Origin of the sequence: Streptomyces sp. NPDC048419 (assembly GCF_043200415.1) — a bacterium.
Classification (GTDB): Bacteria; Actinomycetota; Actinomycetes; order Streptomycetales; family Streptomycetaceae; genus Streptomyces.
In genome coordinates, this window is sequence record NZ_JBICXT010000029.1 from 22,137 (window position 1) to 37,132 (window position 14,996).

The window sequence follows — 14,996 nt, forward strand, 5'->3', positions numbered from 1 at the left end:
ACATGGTCAGCACCGTCGTGGGCGCTCCGGCCGAGCGCCGGGAGGGTCTGGAGAAGGTCACGGGCGGCGCCCGCTACGCCGCCGAACACGCGGTACCCGGCCGCGCCTACGCCTGGCCGGTGCCCGCCACCGTCGCGCGGGGCACCGTGACCGCCGTCGACACCGCCGCCGCCCTGGAGGGGCCCGGCGTCCTCGCGGTCCTCACCCATGAGAACGCCCCGCGCATCGCCGAGCCGGACGACGCCACACTCGCCGTCCTGCAGAACCCACGTGTGCCGCACCGCGGTTGGTTCGTGGCCCTGGTGGTGGCCGAGACCCTGGAGGACGCGCGGGCCGGCGCCGCCGCGGTCCGGGTGTCGTACGACGTGGAGGAGCACGACGTCTCGTTGAGCGTGACGCATCCCGAGGCGTACGCGCCCGAGCAGGCCAACGGCGGCTATCCCGGCAGCACCGAACACGGCGATCCCGAGGGCGCGTTCGCCGCCTCGGCGGTCCGCGTCGACTGCGACTACCGGGTCCCGCCCCTGCACAACCACCCCATGGAGCCGCACTCCACCACCGCGTGGTGGGACGGCGACCGGCTCGTGGTGCACACCTCCAGTCAGGGCTCCACCGTCGTACAGGCCACGCTCGCCGGCCTGTTCCAGCTGCCCGAGGACCGAGTCACCGTCGTCGCCGAGCATGTCGGCGGGGGTTTCGGCTCCAAGGGCACGCCGCGTCCCGACGTGGTGCTGGCCGTGATGGCGGCACGGCAGACGGGCCGGCCGGTGACGCTCGCGCTGCCGCGCCGCCGGCTGCCCGCCGTCGTCGGGCACCGGGCGCCCACGCTGCACCGGGTCCGGGTCGGCGCCGGATCCGACGGCCGCATCACCTCCCTGATCCACGAGGTGACGACCCACACGTCCCGCGTCAAGGAGTTCGTGGAGCAGGCGGCGGTGCCCGCACGGACCATGTACGCGGCGCCGAACCTGCGTACGGTGCACCGCGTGGCAGCGCTGGACGTGCCCACGCCGTCGTGGATGCGTGCCCCGGGCGAGGCTCCCGGCATGTACGCGCTGGAGTCCGCCATGGACGAGCTGGCCTGCGAACTCGGCATGGATCCCGTGGAGTTGAGGATCGCCAACGAGCCGGACACCGAGCCCTGGAGCGGCAGGCCGTTCAGCAGCAGGCATCTCACGGAGTGTCTGCGCGAGGGTGCGCGCCGCTTCGACTGGTCGCACCGGGCTCCCCGTTCGGACGGGGAGCTGCGCATCGGGACGGGCGTGGCCGCCGCCACGTATCCCGTCCTCGTGCAGCCGTCCACGGCGGCGGCCCGCGCGCTGCCCGACGGAAGCTTCCTCGTACGGATCAACGCCACGGACATCGGCACGGGCGCGCGCACCGTGCTGGCCCAGATCGCCGCCGACGCCCTCGGCCGGCCCCTCGAACAGGTCCGGATCGAGGTGGGCCGCAGCGATCTGCCCTCCGCCTCACTGGCCGGAGGCTCGTCCGGCACCGCCTCGTGGGGCTGGGCGGTGCACGAGGCCTGCACCCGGCTGACGGCCGAACTGGCCGACCGCACGGAGCCGTTGCCCGACAGCGGTCTGGAGGTCCGCGCGGACACCACGGGAGAGGCCGACGCCGAAAGCCCCTGGGCACGTCACGCGTTCGGGGCACACTTCGCCGAGGTGGCCGTCGACACGGTGACCGGTGAGGTCCGGGTAAGGCGTCTGCTGGGCGTGTTCGCCGCCGGGCGCATCCTCAACGCCCGTACCGCGCGCTCCCAGTTCATCGGCGGCATGACCATGGGACTGGGCATGGCGCTCACCGAGGGCAGCACCATGGACGCCGCGTTCGGCGACTTCACCGAGTCCGACCTGGCGTCGTACCACGTGCCCGCGCACGCGGACGTGCCGGACGTCGAGGCGCACTGGATCGACGAGGACGATCCGCGTCTCAACCCGATGGGCAGCAAGGGGATCGGCGAGATCGGCATCGTCGGGACGGCGGCCGCGATCGGCAACGCCGTCCACCATGCCACCGGCGTCCGCTTCCGCGAACTGCCGCTCACCCCGGACCGCTTGCTGCCCGGGATGCGGTCCTGGGCGGCCTAGCAGCCGCCCAGGACCATCGCGTCGCTACCACCGGTTCGTCACTCCGGCCGGCCGGCCGTGGCCAGCGGGCGCCGGGCCGGCGCGCTCGCGTCCGGCTGGTTGGAGGCGAGGCGTACGACCAGCGCCGTCAGCGCCGCCAGTGCCGCCGCCACGGCGGCCAGGCCCGCGACCCAGCTCGGTGCGAGCGTGAGGTCCATGGCCCGGGACAGCCATGCCGAGTGGAAGCGGCCCTGGTAGAGCTGGGCCGCGGCGAGGATCGCCGTCACCACCATCGCGACCGCGAGGGCGGGCGGGACGGGCCGCAGGGTCACCACCACGGCGAGCAGCGCGCACAGCGCCGACACCGCGACCGAGGAGGCGTAGAGCGCGACGGGCTCGCCCTCCTGGTACATCGGGAACCACAGCATCGCGCACAGGAAGAGTGCGCCCGCCACGATCAGGCCCGGCCACGACAGCCGCTCGACGGGGTGCTTCGGCATACGGGCCGGCCGGTGCGGCAGGGTGTCGGAGCCGAAGGACGGCGGGACCAGGGGCACGGGCGGCGGGAAGGCGCCACCGGGGCCCCAGCCGGTCTCGCCACTCGGCTGATCGGACGGGGGTTCCGGATCGGGCAGGGTGGCGAGGGCTTCGCGTTCCTCGCTCAGCTTGCCGATGAGTTCCACGAGTTCCTCGACCGGGCGTGCGGAGGCGGCCGCCCGTGCGGCCTCGCGGCCGAAGTGGCGCTCCGTCTGCGTGCGGTGCAGCAGCGCCATCAGCCGGGTCACCTCCTCCACCGGACGGTTCTCGGCCGCCGCGCGGATGGCTTCGTCCGCGCTCGCGGCGTCGCGCGGCGGACGCGTCAGCAGGGTGACCAGCCGGGTGACGTCCTCGATCGAGCGGTCGGTGCCGACCGCGCGCAGCGCGTCGACCGTGGCCTTGGCGTACTGCGGGGACTCCTCCAGCAGGGTGATCAGGTCGGCGACCTCCTCCAGCGGACGGTCGGCGACCGCGGCGTGCACCAGGGCGCTGACCGGGTCCTCGTTCGTGGCGGCTATGGAGGGGTCGTTCGGCTTGGATGATGACGAGCGGATGCTCATTGACTCTCCTCCATGGAAGAGATGGAAGGTACGCCGGCTCTCGCGTCTCCCGACCCGAGTCACGACGTTGCAGTGCAGTGCCATTACTAGGCGGTAGTGCCACCGCGTGCCACCGGGGTGGGCCACGGGTATGAACCCGAGGTACGTACGTAGCGCGGATGCGGGAATCCGGGAGAAGGAGCGCGCCGTGCGGCCCGCCGGATGTGGAGGACCTGTGAATCCGAGCACGACGGTGATCGTCATCACACTCGCCCTCGCGGCGGTCGTCCTCGGCGTGGCCGTCACCCTGTTCGCGAGACTGCTGCGGACCCGGCGCGACCTCAGGCGTGCCGGCCTTCCCACCGGGCCACGCTGGGTCTTCTGGGGCGCTGTCCTTTACTTCTTGCTGCCGACCGACCTCCTGCCCGACCCGATCTATCTGGACGACATCGGCGTCCTCCTCCTCGCTCTGCGCACACTGCACGGCTCTGTCAGCGGGCCGAATCGTCACGAAACCTCCCTCTGATCACGCAGAGTAAGGAAACCAACCACCCGTTCGATTCGTATAACTGACTGGAAGGGCAAGGCAGTCGGCGGGCCGGGCAACGCCCAGAGCGGGGCGTACCGGGTCCGCGCAGCACTGACGAGGGAGAGACGATGCAACCGTTCGCGCTCAACTACGCACGTCCGGCGGTGGAGTTGGAGGCCACGACTCCGTATGTGTACGACCCCGGGCTGCAGTTGAACGTACTCATGGACGGCCGGCTCGCCGCCGGTGACCACGCCCTGCTCAGAGAGCTGGGGACGACGACGTCCACCGCCGGTTCCAAGACACACTTCGACGACTGAACACAAAACAGCCGAACATGACTGTCCTGATCCTGACCTGTGAAGAGGATGTGACCGCCGACATGGTGGTCGTGCATCTGAACGCGTCCGGGGTCCCGGTGGTCCGCCTGGATCCCGCGGACCTGCCCGGAGGCGTCGCGCTGTCCGGTGAGTACGTGCACGGGGCCTTCCGCGGCCATCTCCAGTCCGCAGGCCGCCTGGTGAGCATCGCCGGCCTGCGTTCGGTCTGGGTGCGCAGGCCCGGCGAGGCCGCCGCCCGCGCGGCCGAGTCCTCCGCCTGGCTGACCGAGGAGTCCGCCCAGGCGCTCTACGGCATGCTGCGCGGCTCGGACGCCCGCTGGATGAACCACCCCGACGCGGCCCGCCGGGCCCGTCACAAGCCCTGGCAGCTCCGTCACGCCCAGCGCTGCGGGCTGCCCGTACCGGCCACCCTCATCACGACGTTCCCGCAGGCCGCGCGCGAGTTCGCCGACCGCTACCCCGATCTGGTGGTCAAGCCGGTCTCCGGGGCACATCCGCAGGACCCGCCCCGTGCGGTGCCGACCAGCCGGGTCGCGCCGGACACGGACTTCTCCGCCGTGGCCCACGGACCCACGCTGCTGCAGCGCCGGGTCGGCAAGCAGGCCGACATCCGGCTGACCGTCGTGGGCGACCGGTTGCTCGCGGCCCGCAAGGCGGCCGACGAGGACGCGGACCCCGACGATCCCGCCTCGGTCGACGTGCGCTTCGCCTCCTCCGGCATACCCTGGCGCGAAACGGACGTCCCGCCCCGTGTCGCCGACGCCGTCCGCACCTATCTACGGGACGCCGAACTGGCCTACGGCGCCTTCGACTTCGCCGAGGACGCCGACGGGACCTGGTGGTTCCTGGAGTGCAATCAGTCGGGGCAGTTCGGCTTCGTCGAGGTGGAGACGGGACAGCCGATCGCCCGGACCGTCGCGGAATGGCTCGCCCGCCCCGGCCCGGAGGAAAAGGCGCACGTCAACGGCGCGAACAGCACGGTGTGTTGAGGACGTCCGAACGGAGGTCAGGCGGGCAGCGAACCGGGCAGCAGCGCCGTACGCTGCCAGCCCGCTCCCGGAGCGGTGCGGTGCTCGGGGGACGTTGCGATGCCGAAGGACTGCAGCGGCCGCATGGCGTACTCCAGTTCCCGGCTCACCCGCTCGGCCTCCCGGCGAGTCTGAGTGGGGACGTCGCCGCGCTCTGCGACGAGGCGGTCGTAGATGGGGGAATCCTGGAACACCGACGTGCCTTTCGTATGGCGGCCCATGCGCATGGGCACGGCTGTCGAGTGTAAGCGCCGCGGCAGGCAGTGGCGTGAATTCGCAGGAGCCCTTGACGCAGGGACGGCTCTACGGATACCCGGCCCCGGGAGCGTTCCGGTCGGTCAGGCGCCCGTCGTGGAGCCGGGCCGCATGATCATCAGGACCGTGACGGTCGCCCACAGCAGGTTGAACACGCCGGTGAACATGGCGAGTCGCGCGGTGCTCGACCGCTCGACGGGCCGGTGTGCGTCCAGTTGGGCGAGCAGCTCCTCCTGGCGGGGCAGGACGAAGGCGATCAGCAGGCCGGCGGCGAAGGTGGTCAGCACGATGGAGGCGATGAGCCATCCGCTGCCGAGGACGCCCATCGCCCCGGCGGTGGCGAACCCGAGGGCCGGGACCGCGATGCCGATGCCGGAGTAGATCCGGCAGATGCGGTGCAGCAGGCGGACCGTGCCCACCGCCGTCGCGTCGGAGCCGGCACGCCGTGCCGCCGGCGGCACCATGCTCGCCGCGACCGTGACGGGGCCGACGGCCACGATGGCCGCCAGGACGTGGAGGGCGAGCAGGACCTTCGTCATCGGGAGGGAGCCTTTCGGGTGTGCGATCAGCGGTGCGCGGCTCACGCTAGGGATCTTCGAAGTGATCGCACAGAGGCGGAAATGACAGATTCCAACGGGTTCTCGCCATATGGGTAATCAGCTATTTCAGACTCCACCCCAGCTCACAGAGCTGGCGGGAATTCGTCTATCGTGGCTCTCATGCACACAGTGGCGATCCTCGTACTCGACCATGTGGTGCCGTTCGACATGGCGGCTCCGATGGAGGTGTTCGGCCGCACGCGGCTGCCCGACGGGCGCCGCCCGTACCGGGTGCGGCTGTGCGCCGAGTCGCCGGAGGTCCGCGCGGACGGTTTCGAGCTCCGGGTCGGCCATGGTCTAGAGGCACTGGCGGACGCCGACACCATCGTCGTCCCGGGGTGCTCACAGCTCGTCGAGGAGTTCTCCCCGCGCGCGCTCGCGGCCCTGCGGGAGGCGGCGGAGGACGGCACCCGGATCGCGTCGGTGTGCGCGGGCGCCTTCGTGCTGGCCGAGGCCGGGCTGCTGAACGGCCTGCGCGCCACGACGCACTGGGTGGCCGCGCGCGAACTGGCGCGCCGCTACCCCGAGGTCGAGGTGGAACCCGACACGCTGTATGTCGACAACGGGCAGATCCTCACCTCGGCGGGCGCCGCCGCGGCGCTGGACCTGTGCCTGCACATGATCCGCGGCGACCTGGGGTCGGCCGTGGCGGCTGACGCCGCCCGGCTCTCCGTGATGCCGCTCGAACGCGAGGGCGGTCAGGCCCAGTTCATCGTGCACGAGCAACCGCCCGTGCCGCGCGGCTCGACGCTCGAACCGGTCCTGGAGTGGATCGAGGACAACCTGGCCGGCGAGATCACCCTGGGCATGCTGGCGGCGCGGTCGGGGATGAGCGAGCGCACCTTCAGCCGGCGCTTCCGTGAGCAGACGGGGACGACGCCGCTGCAGTGGCTGCTGCGGGCACGCGTACGCCGGGCCCAGTATCTGCTGGAGAACAGCGACCGCCCGGTCGAACGGATCGCGCAGCAGGCGGGGTTCGGATCGCCGACGGCGTTCCGTGAGCGGTTCCGGCGGGTCGTCGGCACCACTCCGCAGACGTACCGCACGGCGTTCCACGGGAAGACGCGGGTCCCGGCCGCGCGCTCCTGAGCCGGCCGGTCAGACGGCCAGCGACAGGCCGCCGCCCCTGCCCGTCGTCCGCCGCGAGGCGATCAGCAGGGCGTCGGCCTCGACGATCGCGTCCTCGATGCTCGCGGCTCCCATCATGACGCACAGGGCGCGGCTGACGTCCGCCAACTCCTGTGCGGTCTGCGGCTTCTCACGCTCCGCCTGCGCGATGCGCAGCGACGCGTATCTGGTGAGCAACGTTCTGACGACCTTCGGGTCCGGAACGAGCACGAAGCGCCCCTCTCTTGGTTTCCGCACCTCGTATTCCCGGGCAGGGCCGGACCATTCGCATCTTCCGCGCCCAGGGACTCAATTGACGAAATACCGCCGCTCGACCCGATTCCCGGCGGGCCGCGAGGCGTTGAACAGAGCGTAACTCCCCCAGCACGAACGGTGAAGTCCATGACTCCCTCCGGCCGTCTTCTCTGCGCTCTCTACCTCGCCACCAGCGGCGGACTGGCCTGGACCACGGTCCTCGAATTCCTGTACGGCTCCCGGTGGGTGGCGTTCCTGTTCGCCGCGGCGAGTCTCATTCCGGTCATGGCCGTCGTCCGCGAGACCCTGATCCGCGATCTGCGCGCGGCCGCCGCAGCACCCCGCCGCCCCGCCCGCACGCCCGCCGACGACGTCATCCACGCGGAACTCGAAGCGGCCTGCTGCGAACGCTGGTGGACCAGTCTCGGCATCCACCACGACACGACCTGCCCACACCGGAGCAGGCGCAGCAGCGCGGCCTGACAGCTGTCGAGCAGCGGTTGGTCAGGCGACCTGGCCGCCGTGCAGGTCCGTGTACGCGCCGCCGCCACGCAGGAGTTCCTCGTGCGTGCCGGTCTCCAGGATGCGGCCGTCGCCCATGACGACGATCCGGTCGGCACCGCGCACGGTGGACAGGCGGTGGGCGACGACGAACGTGGTGCGGCCGCGCAGCAGCCGGGCGAGGGCCTGCTGGACCAGAGCCTCGGAGCGGGTGTCCAGGGCCGAGGTCGCCTCGTCCAGGATCAGGACCTTGGGGTCCCGGATGAGGGCGCGGGCGATGGCGAGGCGCTGGCGCTGCCCGCCGGACAGCCGGGCGCCGCGCTCGCCGACGAGGGTGCCGAGGCCCTGCGGCAACCGCTCGACGAACTCCAGGGCGTTGGCGTCGCGCAGTGCCGCGCGCACCGTCTCCTCGTCGGCCTCGTCCATGCCGTAGGCGACGTTCTCCCGGATCGTGCCGTCGAAGAGGATCGACTCCTGCGGCACCACCGACACGAAGCGCCGGTAGGTGCGCAGGTCGAGGGTGCTCATGTCGGTGCCGTCGAGCAGCAGCCGGCCGGAGTCGGGCGGATGAACCCGATGACGAGGTTGAGCACCGTCGACTTGCCGGCGCCGGACGCGCCCACGAGGGCGATCGTCTCCCCCGGCGCGACCGAGAGGGTGAAGTCGCGTACGGCGGGGCGGCCGTTGTCGTCGTAGGCGTGGGCGACGTCCTCGAAGGTGACGGCGCCAGGCACCGAGGTGACCTCCGACTTGCCCTCGTTGTCCTCGAGTTCGGGCGCCTGGAGCACCTCGCCGACCGAACGGACCGACTCCAGGCCCTTGGTGATGACCGGGGCGAGGCCGGCGAGCGTGGTCGTGGAGTTGGTGAGGGTGGTCAGGAAGGCGCTGAGCATGACGACGTCGCCGGGGGTGACGCCCCAGGCGCCGTAGTACGAGACCATCGCGCCGCCGGCTAGGACGAGCACGCCGACCACGTTGAGGACGACCCAGGCCAGCGAGCCGAAGCGGCCGTTGACGAGGTCGAGGCGCATGCCGGAGGTCAGCAGCCTGCTGAGGGTGCCGTCCATGCGGCGCAGCGCCTTGCCCTCCAGGCCGTGGGCGCGGGTGACCGGGATGAGGCGGGTCATCTCCGACACCCGGGACGACAGGGTCTCCACCTCGTGCCGGAAGCGCTCGTTGTGGGTGCGCAGCCGCGCTCTGAGGCGGGCCACGACGAGTGCGGCGGCGGGCACGACGACCAGGAAGACGGGCACGAACTCCGGTGTGCGTACGGCGATGATGACGAGGCCGCCGGTGAGCACGGTGATGGCGCCGAGCCCGCTCTCGGCGGTCTGCTGCACCATCTGCTCGACCGTCTCGACGTCACGCACGACCTTGGCCTGCAGGACGCCGGCGCTGACGCGCGAGTGGTAGCCGATGGACAGTTGCTGCATGCGCGTGCACAGCGCGGAGCGCAGCGTGGTCCCCATGCGGCGCACGCTGCCGTACAGCAGGCGGACGTACAGCACGTGCAGCGGGTAGTTGACCAGCAGGATGAACAGGATGACGCCCGTGCTCAGCCAGAGCCTGCCGATCGGTGCGTGCTCGACGACCGTGTCGATGATGGACGCGGTGATCAGCGGCAGCAGCCAGACCGGGCTGTGCTTGACGGTGAACACGCCGACCGCCGCGATCAGGTGGCGGCGGTCGGCGCGGAACAGGTATCCGAGGGTGCGGATCGGGTGTTCGTCGCGGTAGCGGTGGTCGAGGGGTCTTTCCGGCGACGACGCCATCGGCGGGGTCCTCCGTGGTGACCGTGTGTCGTGTCAGACGGCGTCGAGCTGCGCGATCTCCTCGCCGGTGAGGGTGAGTTCGGCCGCGGCGAGGGAGTCGAGGATCGTCTCCGGGCGGCTGGCGCCCGGAATGGGCACGACCACCGGCGACTTGGCGAGCATCCACGCCAGGCAGACGCGCTGCGGGCTCACCCCATGGGCCTCGGCGATCCGCGCGAACGGCGCGTAGGCGGAGCCGAGTTCACGGGCCCGGGAGATGCCGCCGAGCGGGCTCCAGGGCAGGAAGGCGATGCCGAGTTCGTCGCACAGTTCGAGCTCCGGCTCGCTGGAGCGGTAGGCCGGGGAGAACTGGTTCTGCACGGAGACCAGGCGCCCGCCGAGGATCTCGTTCGCCTGCCGGATCCGCTCGGGGCTCGCGTTGGAGATGCCCGCCATACGGATCTTGCCCTCGTCCAGGAGGTCCCGGATCGCGCCGACGGACTCGGCGTAGGGCACCCTCGGGTCGGGGCGGTGGAACTGGTAGAGGCCGATGGCCTCCACGCCGAGCCGGCGCAGGGACGCCTCGCAGGCCTGCTTGAGGTACTCGGGGCTGCCGTCGAGGGTCCAGCTGCCGTCGCCGGGACGCAGATGGCCGCCCTTGGTGGCGACCAGGACGTCCTTGCCGCGGTCGTGGGAGGCGAGGGCCTTGGCGATCAGGGTCTCGTTGTGACCGACCTCGTGGGCGTCGCGGTGGTAGGCGTCCGCGGTGTCGATCAGCGTCACGCCGGCGTCGAGGGCGGCTTGGATCGTGGCGAGGGAGCGCGCCTCGTCCGGGCGTCCCTCGATCGACATGGGCATTCCGCCCAGTCCGATCGCGCTGACTTCGACGTCACCGATACGGCGGGTGTGCATGGGCTCGTGACCTCTTTCCGCTGTCGCGGGACCGAATCATGTTCGGCCCGCCGCACGGGGCGTACGGCGGTGCCGGACCGCATTCCAGCCTGAACCCCCTTCGGGCCGCAGGTCCAATAGAGGAAAGAGAACGCATTCAGCAGCCGGGCAACTGAATCGCCCAGCACGCCGAATCGGCTTGCGCGGTCGGCCGGTCGGTGTGCGAGGCTCGCCTGCGACCAGCCGTCACTCCGGGCGGCACAGTGGAGAGGCGGCGGCATGCGCATCGGACTGCTCGGCACCGGCCCCTGGGCGGCGATGGCTCACGCCCCCGCGCTGAGCGAGCACACGGGAGTGGACTTCGCCGGGGTGTGGGGCCGCCGTCCGGAGGCGGCCAAGGACCTCGCCGACCGGCACGGCACGCGCGCCTACGACGACGTCGACGCACTCCTCGCCGACGTGGACGCAGTGGCCGTGGCCCTGCCCCCGGCCGTACAGGCGGACCTCGCGGTACGGGCGGCGCGGGCGGGATGCCATCTGCTCCTGGACAAGCCGCTCGCGACGACGGCGGAGCAGGGGCGGGCCGTGGTCGACGCCGTGCGGGAGGCTCAGGTCGCCTCGGTCGTCTTCTTCACCAGCCGCTTCGTGACGGAGACCGAGGCGTGGATCGCCGCCCAGGCCGAGGCGGGCGGCTGGTTCACCGCGCGGGCGCAGTGGCTGGGCTCGCTGTACGGCAGCGGCAGCGACAGCCCGTTCGCCGCCTCGCCGTGGCGGCGGGAGAAGGGCGCGCTGTGGGACGTGGGACCGCACGCGCTGTCCGTGCTGCTGCCCGTCCTCGGGGACGCCCGCCGGGTGACGGCCGCGGCGCCCGGGCCCGGCGACACCGTCCATCTCGTCCTCGACCACGCCGGCGGTGCGTCGAGCAGCCTCACCCTCAGCCTGTCGGCTCCCGCCGCGGCGGCGGGGACCGCCGTCGAACTCCGCGGCGAGACGGGCGTGGCCGTACTCCCCACCAGTTCCGAGGGAGCTGTCACCGCCCTGGTCCACGCCGCCGACGCGCTTGTGAGCGCCGCCGGCACCGGCCGCGCGCACCCTTGCGACGCGGCCTTCGGGCTGCGGGTCACGGAAATCCTGGCCGAGGCCGAGACCTTGCTGGACGGCCGCGTCGGCTGACACGGCCGCGGCGGACAGCGCGGCGTACCCTCCCGTGCCTGCCCCGCACCTCCGGCATGCGGTCACCGCCGCGCCGTAGGAGCGTGGTGGTGTGGGAAAGGTGGCCGATCTGCCAGCGCGCCGGGACCGCACCCGGCGGGGGTGGCTGCGGGGCGCGCCGCCGCCCTGGTGGGTGAAGGCGCTGCCGGTGCTCCTGATCGCGGGCGTGTGCACGGCGGCGCTGATCAGTCCCGATCCGCTCGACATCGGATTCCTGCTGGGGGCGATCCCGCCACTGGCCGTCCTGTCGTACGGTCCCTGGTCCACCGCGATCCTCGGCGCCGTCGTGGTCGTCGTGCTCAACGTGCCGGCCTTCCAGCTCAACGACCCCGGCAACACCGACCTGTTGACCATCGTCTTCGTGGCGGTGCTGAGCGTGTTCGTGTCCTACGTGCGCAGTCACCGCGACGCCCAGCTGGACCTGGAGCGCACGGTCGCCGAGGCGGCGCAGCGCGCGGTCGTGCCTCCCCTGCCGGAGCGCGTCGGCGCGGTCCGCTGTGCCGGGCTCTACCGGGCCGCGCAGCGCGGGACCCTGGTGGGCGGCGACTTCTTCGACGTGCGTGAGGGACCGTACGGCGTGCGGGCCGTGCTCGGCGACGTCCAGGGGCACGGGCTGTCGGCCGTCTCCACGGTGGCCTCCCTGCTCGGGGCCTTCCGCGAGGCGGTGCTCGACCAGCCGGACCTGGAGTCGGTCGCCGGCCGCCTCGACCGCAGGCTGCTGACGGACTCCGCGTCCTCGCGGTACGCCGAACTGTTCGCGACCGCCGTGCTGCTGGAGTTCTCCCGGGACGCGCGCTCCGTGCGGATGGTCTCCTGCGGGCATCCGGCGCCCCTGCTGCTGCGCGGCCGGGAGGTCACCGAGGTCGAGCTCGCCACATGGACGCCGCTCGGGCTCGGCCTGTCCGACGGCGGCCGGCCCGCCGGGCTGACGCTGCGGCTGGAGCCCGGCCACAGTCTGTTCCTGTCCTCCGACGGCGTCAGCGAGGCCAGGGACGACACCGGCACCTTCTACCCGCTGCCCGCCCGTCTCGCGGACCTGGCCGACACCGACCCGGCGGTGCTCGCCGAACGGGTCTGGACGGATCTCGTGCGGTACTGCCCCGCCGTCGTCGACGACGTGACGATGCTGGTCCTCACGCCCGGGTCACCGGACGGCCGCTGACGTCGTCCTGGGCGGCGGCCTGCTCGTGCTCGCCCTCGGCGTCGATGTGCGGCATGATCCGGTCGAGCCAGCGCGGCATCCACCAGGCGTGCGGGCCCAGCAGCGTCATCACGGCCGGGACCATCAGCAGCCGTACGACGGTCGCGTCGATCAGCACGCTCACCGCCAGGCCCAGTCCGAGCATCTTGACCACGACGTTGTCGCTGACGATGAACGCCGCGAAGACACTCACCATGATCAGCGCCGCACAGGTGATCACCCGTGCCGTGATCTCCAGGGCATGGGCGACCGAGGCCTTGGCGTCGCCGGTGCGCAGCCACGCCTCGTGGACACGGGAGAGCAGGAAGATCTCGTAGTCCATGCTCAGTCCGAAGATGATGGCGAACATCATCATCGGTACATAGCTCTCGATGGGCACCTTGCCGTTGACGCCCAGCGCGGGCCCGCCCCAGCCCCACTGGAAGACGGCCACGACGACGCCGTACGAGGCCCCGATCGACAGGACGTTGAGGACGGCCGCCTTGATCGCGACGAGCAGGCCCCGGAAGACGGCGAGGATGATCAGGAACGCCAGGCCGACCACGACGGCGATGATCAGCGGCAGCCGGCTCGACACGATGTCGCGGAAGTCGACCTGGGCCGCCGTCGTGCCGGTGACGTAGCCCTTGGCGTCCGTGCCGGAGACCGCGGCGGGGAGTGTGGTGTGGACCAGGCGGTTCGTCAGGTTCGTGGTGGTCGCGCTCTGCGGTGACTGCTGCGAGTAGACCGTGCCGATCAGGACGTCACCGTCCTGCGTCGGCGTCAGCTGGGTGACGGTCGAGGCACCGGCGACGGCGTTGAGTTTCTTCTGCGCCGTGGAGGAGAGGTCGGAGCGCTGGGAGGACGGCACGGAGGTCTGGTCGATCACGACGGTCAGCGGACCGTTCGAGCCGGGGCCGAAGGCGGTGGTCATCAGGTCGTAGGCGCGCCGGTCGGTGAAGGACTTGGGGTCGGCGCCGTCGCCGATGTGCCCGAGCTGGATGGAGAACACCGGGATCGCGAGGACGACGACGACCGCGACACCTGCCGCCAGGAACTGCCAGGGCCTGCGTTCCACGCGCTGGGCGTAGCGGTGCCAGGTGCCCTGCGGCGCCTCGCCGGGCGCGGCGTCGGTCTCCGCGACGGGCTTGCGCACATGGAGGCGGTCGATGTGCCGGCCGATCAGCCCGAGCAGGGCCGGGACCAGGGTGAGTGCGGCCACCACCGCCGTGACGACCGTCACCGCGGCGGCGAGGCCGAGCTTGCCGATGAAGCTGACGCCGGAGGCGTACAGGCCCGCGAGCGCGATGATGACCGTGGTGCCGGAGACGAGGACCGCCCGGCCGCTGGTGGCGGTGGCGTGGCCCGCGGAGTGCACCGGATCGGCGCCGTCCATGATGTTCTGCCGGTGCCGGGTGATCAGGAACAGGGCGTAGTCGATGCCGACGCCGAGGCCGATCATCGTGGCCAGGGTCGGCGAGACGGTGGCGAAGTCGAAGGCGGCGGCGAGCAGGCCGAGGATCGCGAGCCCGCCGACCGCGCCCACGAGCGCCGTCAGCAGGGGCAGTCCGGCGGCGATCACGCTGCCGAAGCCGATCAGCAGGACGACGATGGCGACGCCGAAGCCGATGGCTTCGCTGACGCGGTCGTCGGCGTGCGGCCGGGCCAGCTCGCCCAGCGGTCCGCCGTACTCGACCTGCGCGCCGGCCGAACGCAGCGGCTGCACGGCCGTGTCGACACCGTTCAGGTAGTTGTCGCCCAGGGTCGAGGGCTGGATGTCGAAGCGGACGGTGATGTAGGCGGTCTTGCCGTCGGAGGAGAGAGGTCCGACCTTCGAGGCGGGGGTGGACAGCGGGTTCTGCACGGACAGGACGTGCGGCAGCTTCTGCAGGTCACCGACCGTGGTCGAGATCTGCGAGCCGAGCCCGGTCAGGGATTTCTGTCCGTCGTGCAGCACGATCTGGCTGCCGTAGCCGCCGGCCGCGGGATCGTGCTTCTTCAGTACGTCCAGCCCCTGCTGGGACTGCACGCCCGGCAGGGAGAAGTTGTCGGAGTACTCACCGCCGATTCCTTCCCCGGGGACGGCGAGGTGTTCTCTCATTGCACGCCCGCCCCATCGCCCCGGCATCTCGGACCGGGCACCGCCCTTCCGGATGCACACGGCGCCCGGGCGTTGAATGGTGTTAGCAGAAGCGTTCC

General features: G+C 71.7%; 14 protein-coding genes and 1 pseudogene. 8 read left to right on the forward strand and 7 right to left on the reverse strand.

What is annotated here, in order from left to right:
- Positions 1–2 precede the first annotated feature (2 nt).
- On the forward strand, positions 3–2,093 hold the full coding sequence (locus ACGFYN_RS39140; RefSeq protein WP_393870751.1) for a xanthine dehydrogenase family protein molybdopterin-binding subunit: 2,091 nt from the start codon (positions 3–5) through the stop codon (positions 2,091–2,093).
- Positions 2,094–2,131: 38 nt separating this feature from the next.
- On the opposite strand, the gene ACGFYN_RS39145 is transcribed toward ACGFYN_RS39140, so the two are convergent.
- The gene (locus tag ACGFYN_RS39145; RefSeq protein WP_393870752.1) at positions 2,132–3,169 is read right to left on the reverse strand and encodes a hypothetical protein; all 1,038 of its coding nucleotides are present in this window, start codon (positions 3,167–3,169) and stop codon (positions 2,132–2,134) included.
- Between the two features lie 214 nt (positions 3,170–3,383).
- On the opposite strand from ACGFYN_RS39145, the gene ACGFYN_RS39150 reads away from it, so the two are divergent.
- The 3 genes from ACGFYN_RS39150 (at position 3,384) to tgmB (ending at position 5,007) form a co-directional block, all read left to right on the forward strand.
- The gene (locus ACGFYN_RS39150; protein WP_393870753.1) at positions 3,384–3,674 is read left to right on the forward strand and encodes a YkvA family protein; all 291 of its coding nucleotides are present in this window, start codon (positions 3,384–3,386) and stop codon (positions 3,672–3,674) included.
- A gap of 131 nt (positions 3,675–3,805) precedes the next feature.
- Positions 3,806–3,997, forward strand: a complete 192-nt coding sequence (tgmA, locus tag ACGFYN_RS39155) for a putative ATP-grasp-modified RiPP (protein ID WP_393870754.1) — start codon at positions 3,806–3,808, stop codon at positions 3,995–3,997.
- Between the two features lie 17 nt (positions 3,998–4,014).
- Positions 4,015–5,007: an ATP-grasp ribosomal peptide maturase gene (tgmB, locus tag ACGFYN_RS39160; RefSeq protein ID WP_393870755.1), complete on the forward strand. Its 993-nt coding sequence runs from the start codon at positions 4,015–4,017 to the stop codon at positions 5,005–5,007.
- 17 nt (positions 5,008–5,024) lie between these two features.
- On the opposite strand, the gene ACGFYN_RS39165 is transcribed toward tgmB, so the two are convergent.
- Both ACGFYN_RS39165 and ACGFYN_RS39170 read right to left on the reverse strand, forming a co-directional pair.
- Positions 5,025–5,240 carry a hypothetical protein gene (locus ACGFYN_RS39165; RefSeq protein WP_393870813.1) on the reverse strand — a complete coding sequence of 72 codons (216 nt, stop codon included), beginning with the start codon at positions 5,238–5,240 and terminating at the stop codon, positions 5,025–5,027.
- A gap of 144 nt (positions 5,241–5,384) precedes the next feature.
- Positions 5,385–5,840, reverse strand: a complete 456-nt coding sequence (locus ACGFYN_RS39170; RefSeq protein WP_393870814.1) for a DUF2269 family protein — start codon at positions 5,838–5,840, stop codon at positions 5,385–5,387.
- Positions 5,841–6,020: 180 nt separating this feature from the next.
- Here ACGFYN_RS39170 and ACGFYN_RS39175 point away from each other — a divergent pair, with 180 nt between their 5' ends.
- Positions 6,021–6,989, forward strand: coding sequence for a GlxA family transcriptional regulator (locus ACGFYN_RS39175; protein WP_393870756.1), 969 nt, complete (start codon positions 6,021–6,023; stop codon positions 6,987–6,989).
- Between the two features lie 9 nt (positions 6,990–6,998).
- Here ACGFYN_RS39175 and ACGFYN_RS39180 read toward each other — a convergent pair whose 3' ends face one another.
- Positions 6,999–7,205 (reverse strand): DUF5133 domain-containing protein, encoded by a 207-nt coding sequence (locus ACGFYN_RS39180; protein WP_393870757.1) that lies wholly within the window; start codon positions 7,203–7,205, stop codon positions 6,999–7,001.
- Positions 7,206–7,409: 204 nt separating this feature from the next.
- Here ACGFYN_RS39180 and ACGFYN_RS39185 point away from each other — a divergent pair, with 204 nt between their 5' ends.
- A complete protein-coding gene (locus tag ACGFYN_RS39185; RefSeq protein ID WP_393870758.1) occupies positions 7,410–7,745 on the forward strand; it encodes a hypothetical protein in 336 nt (111 codons plus the stop codon).
- A gap of 21 nt (positions 7,746–7,766) precedes the next feature.
- On the opposite strand, the pseudogene ACGFYN_RS39190 reads toward ACGFYN_RS39185, so the two are convergent.
- Positions 7,767–9,535: pseudogene (locus ACGFYN_RS39190) on the reverse strand (ABC transporter ATP-binding protein).
- A 33-nt stretch (positions 9,536–9,568) separates the two neighbouring features.
- Entirely contained in the window at positions 9,569–10,426 is an 858-nt protein-coding gene (locus ACGFYN_RS39195) for an aldo/keto reductase (RefSeq protein ID WP_393870759.1), read from the reverse strand.
- Positions 10,427–10,684: 258 nt separating this feature from the next.
- Here ACGFYN_RS39195 and ACGFYN_RS39200 point away from each other — a divergent pair, with 258 nt between their 5' ends.
- Together ACGFYN_RS39200 and ACGFYN_RS39205 are read left to right on the forward strand one after the other, a co-directional pair.
- A complete protein-coding gene (locus ACGFYN_RS39200; protein WP_393870760.1) occupies positions 10,685–11,578 on the forward strand; it encodes a Gfo/Idh/MocA family protein in 894 nt (297 codons plus the stop codon).
- Between the two features lie 91 nt (positions 11,579–11,669).
- The gene (locus tag ACGFYN_RS39205; protein ID WP_393870761.1) at positions 11,670–12,779 is read left to right on the forward strand and encodes a PP2C family protein-serine/threonine phosphatase; all 1,110 of its coding nucleotides are present in this window, start codon (positions 11,670–11,672) and stop codon (positions 12,777–12,779) included.
- Here ACGFYN_RS39205 and ACGFYN_RS39210 read toward each other — a convergent pair.
- Positions 12,751–14,898: an MMPL family transporter gene (locus ACGFYN_RS39210; protein ID WP_393870762.1), complete on the reverse strand. Its 2,148-nt coding sequence runs from the start codon at positions 14,896–14,898 to the stop codon at positions 12,751–12,753. The two genes, ACGFYN_RS39205 and ACGFYN_RS39210, sit on opposite strands and share 29 nt — an antisense overlap.
- Positions 14,899–14,996: the final 98 nt, after the last annotated feature.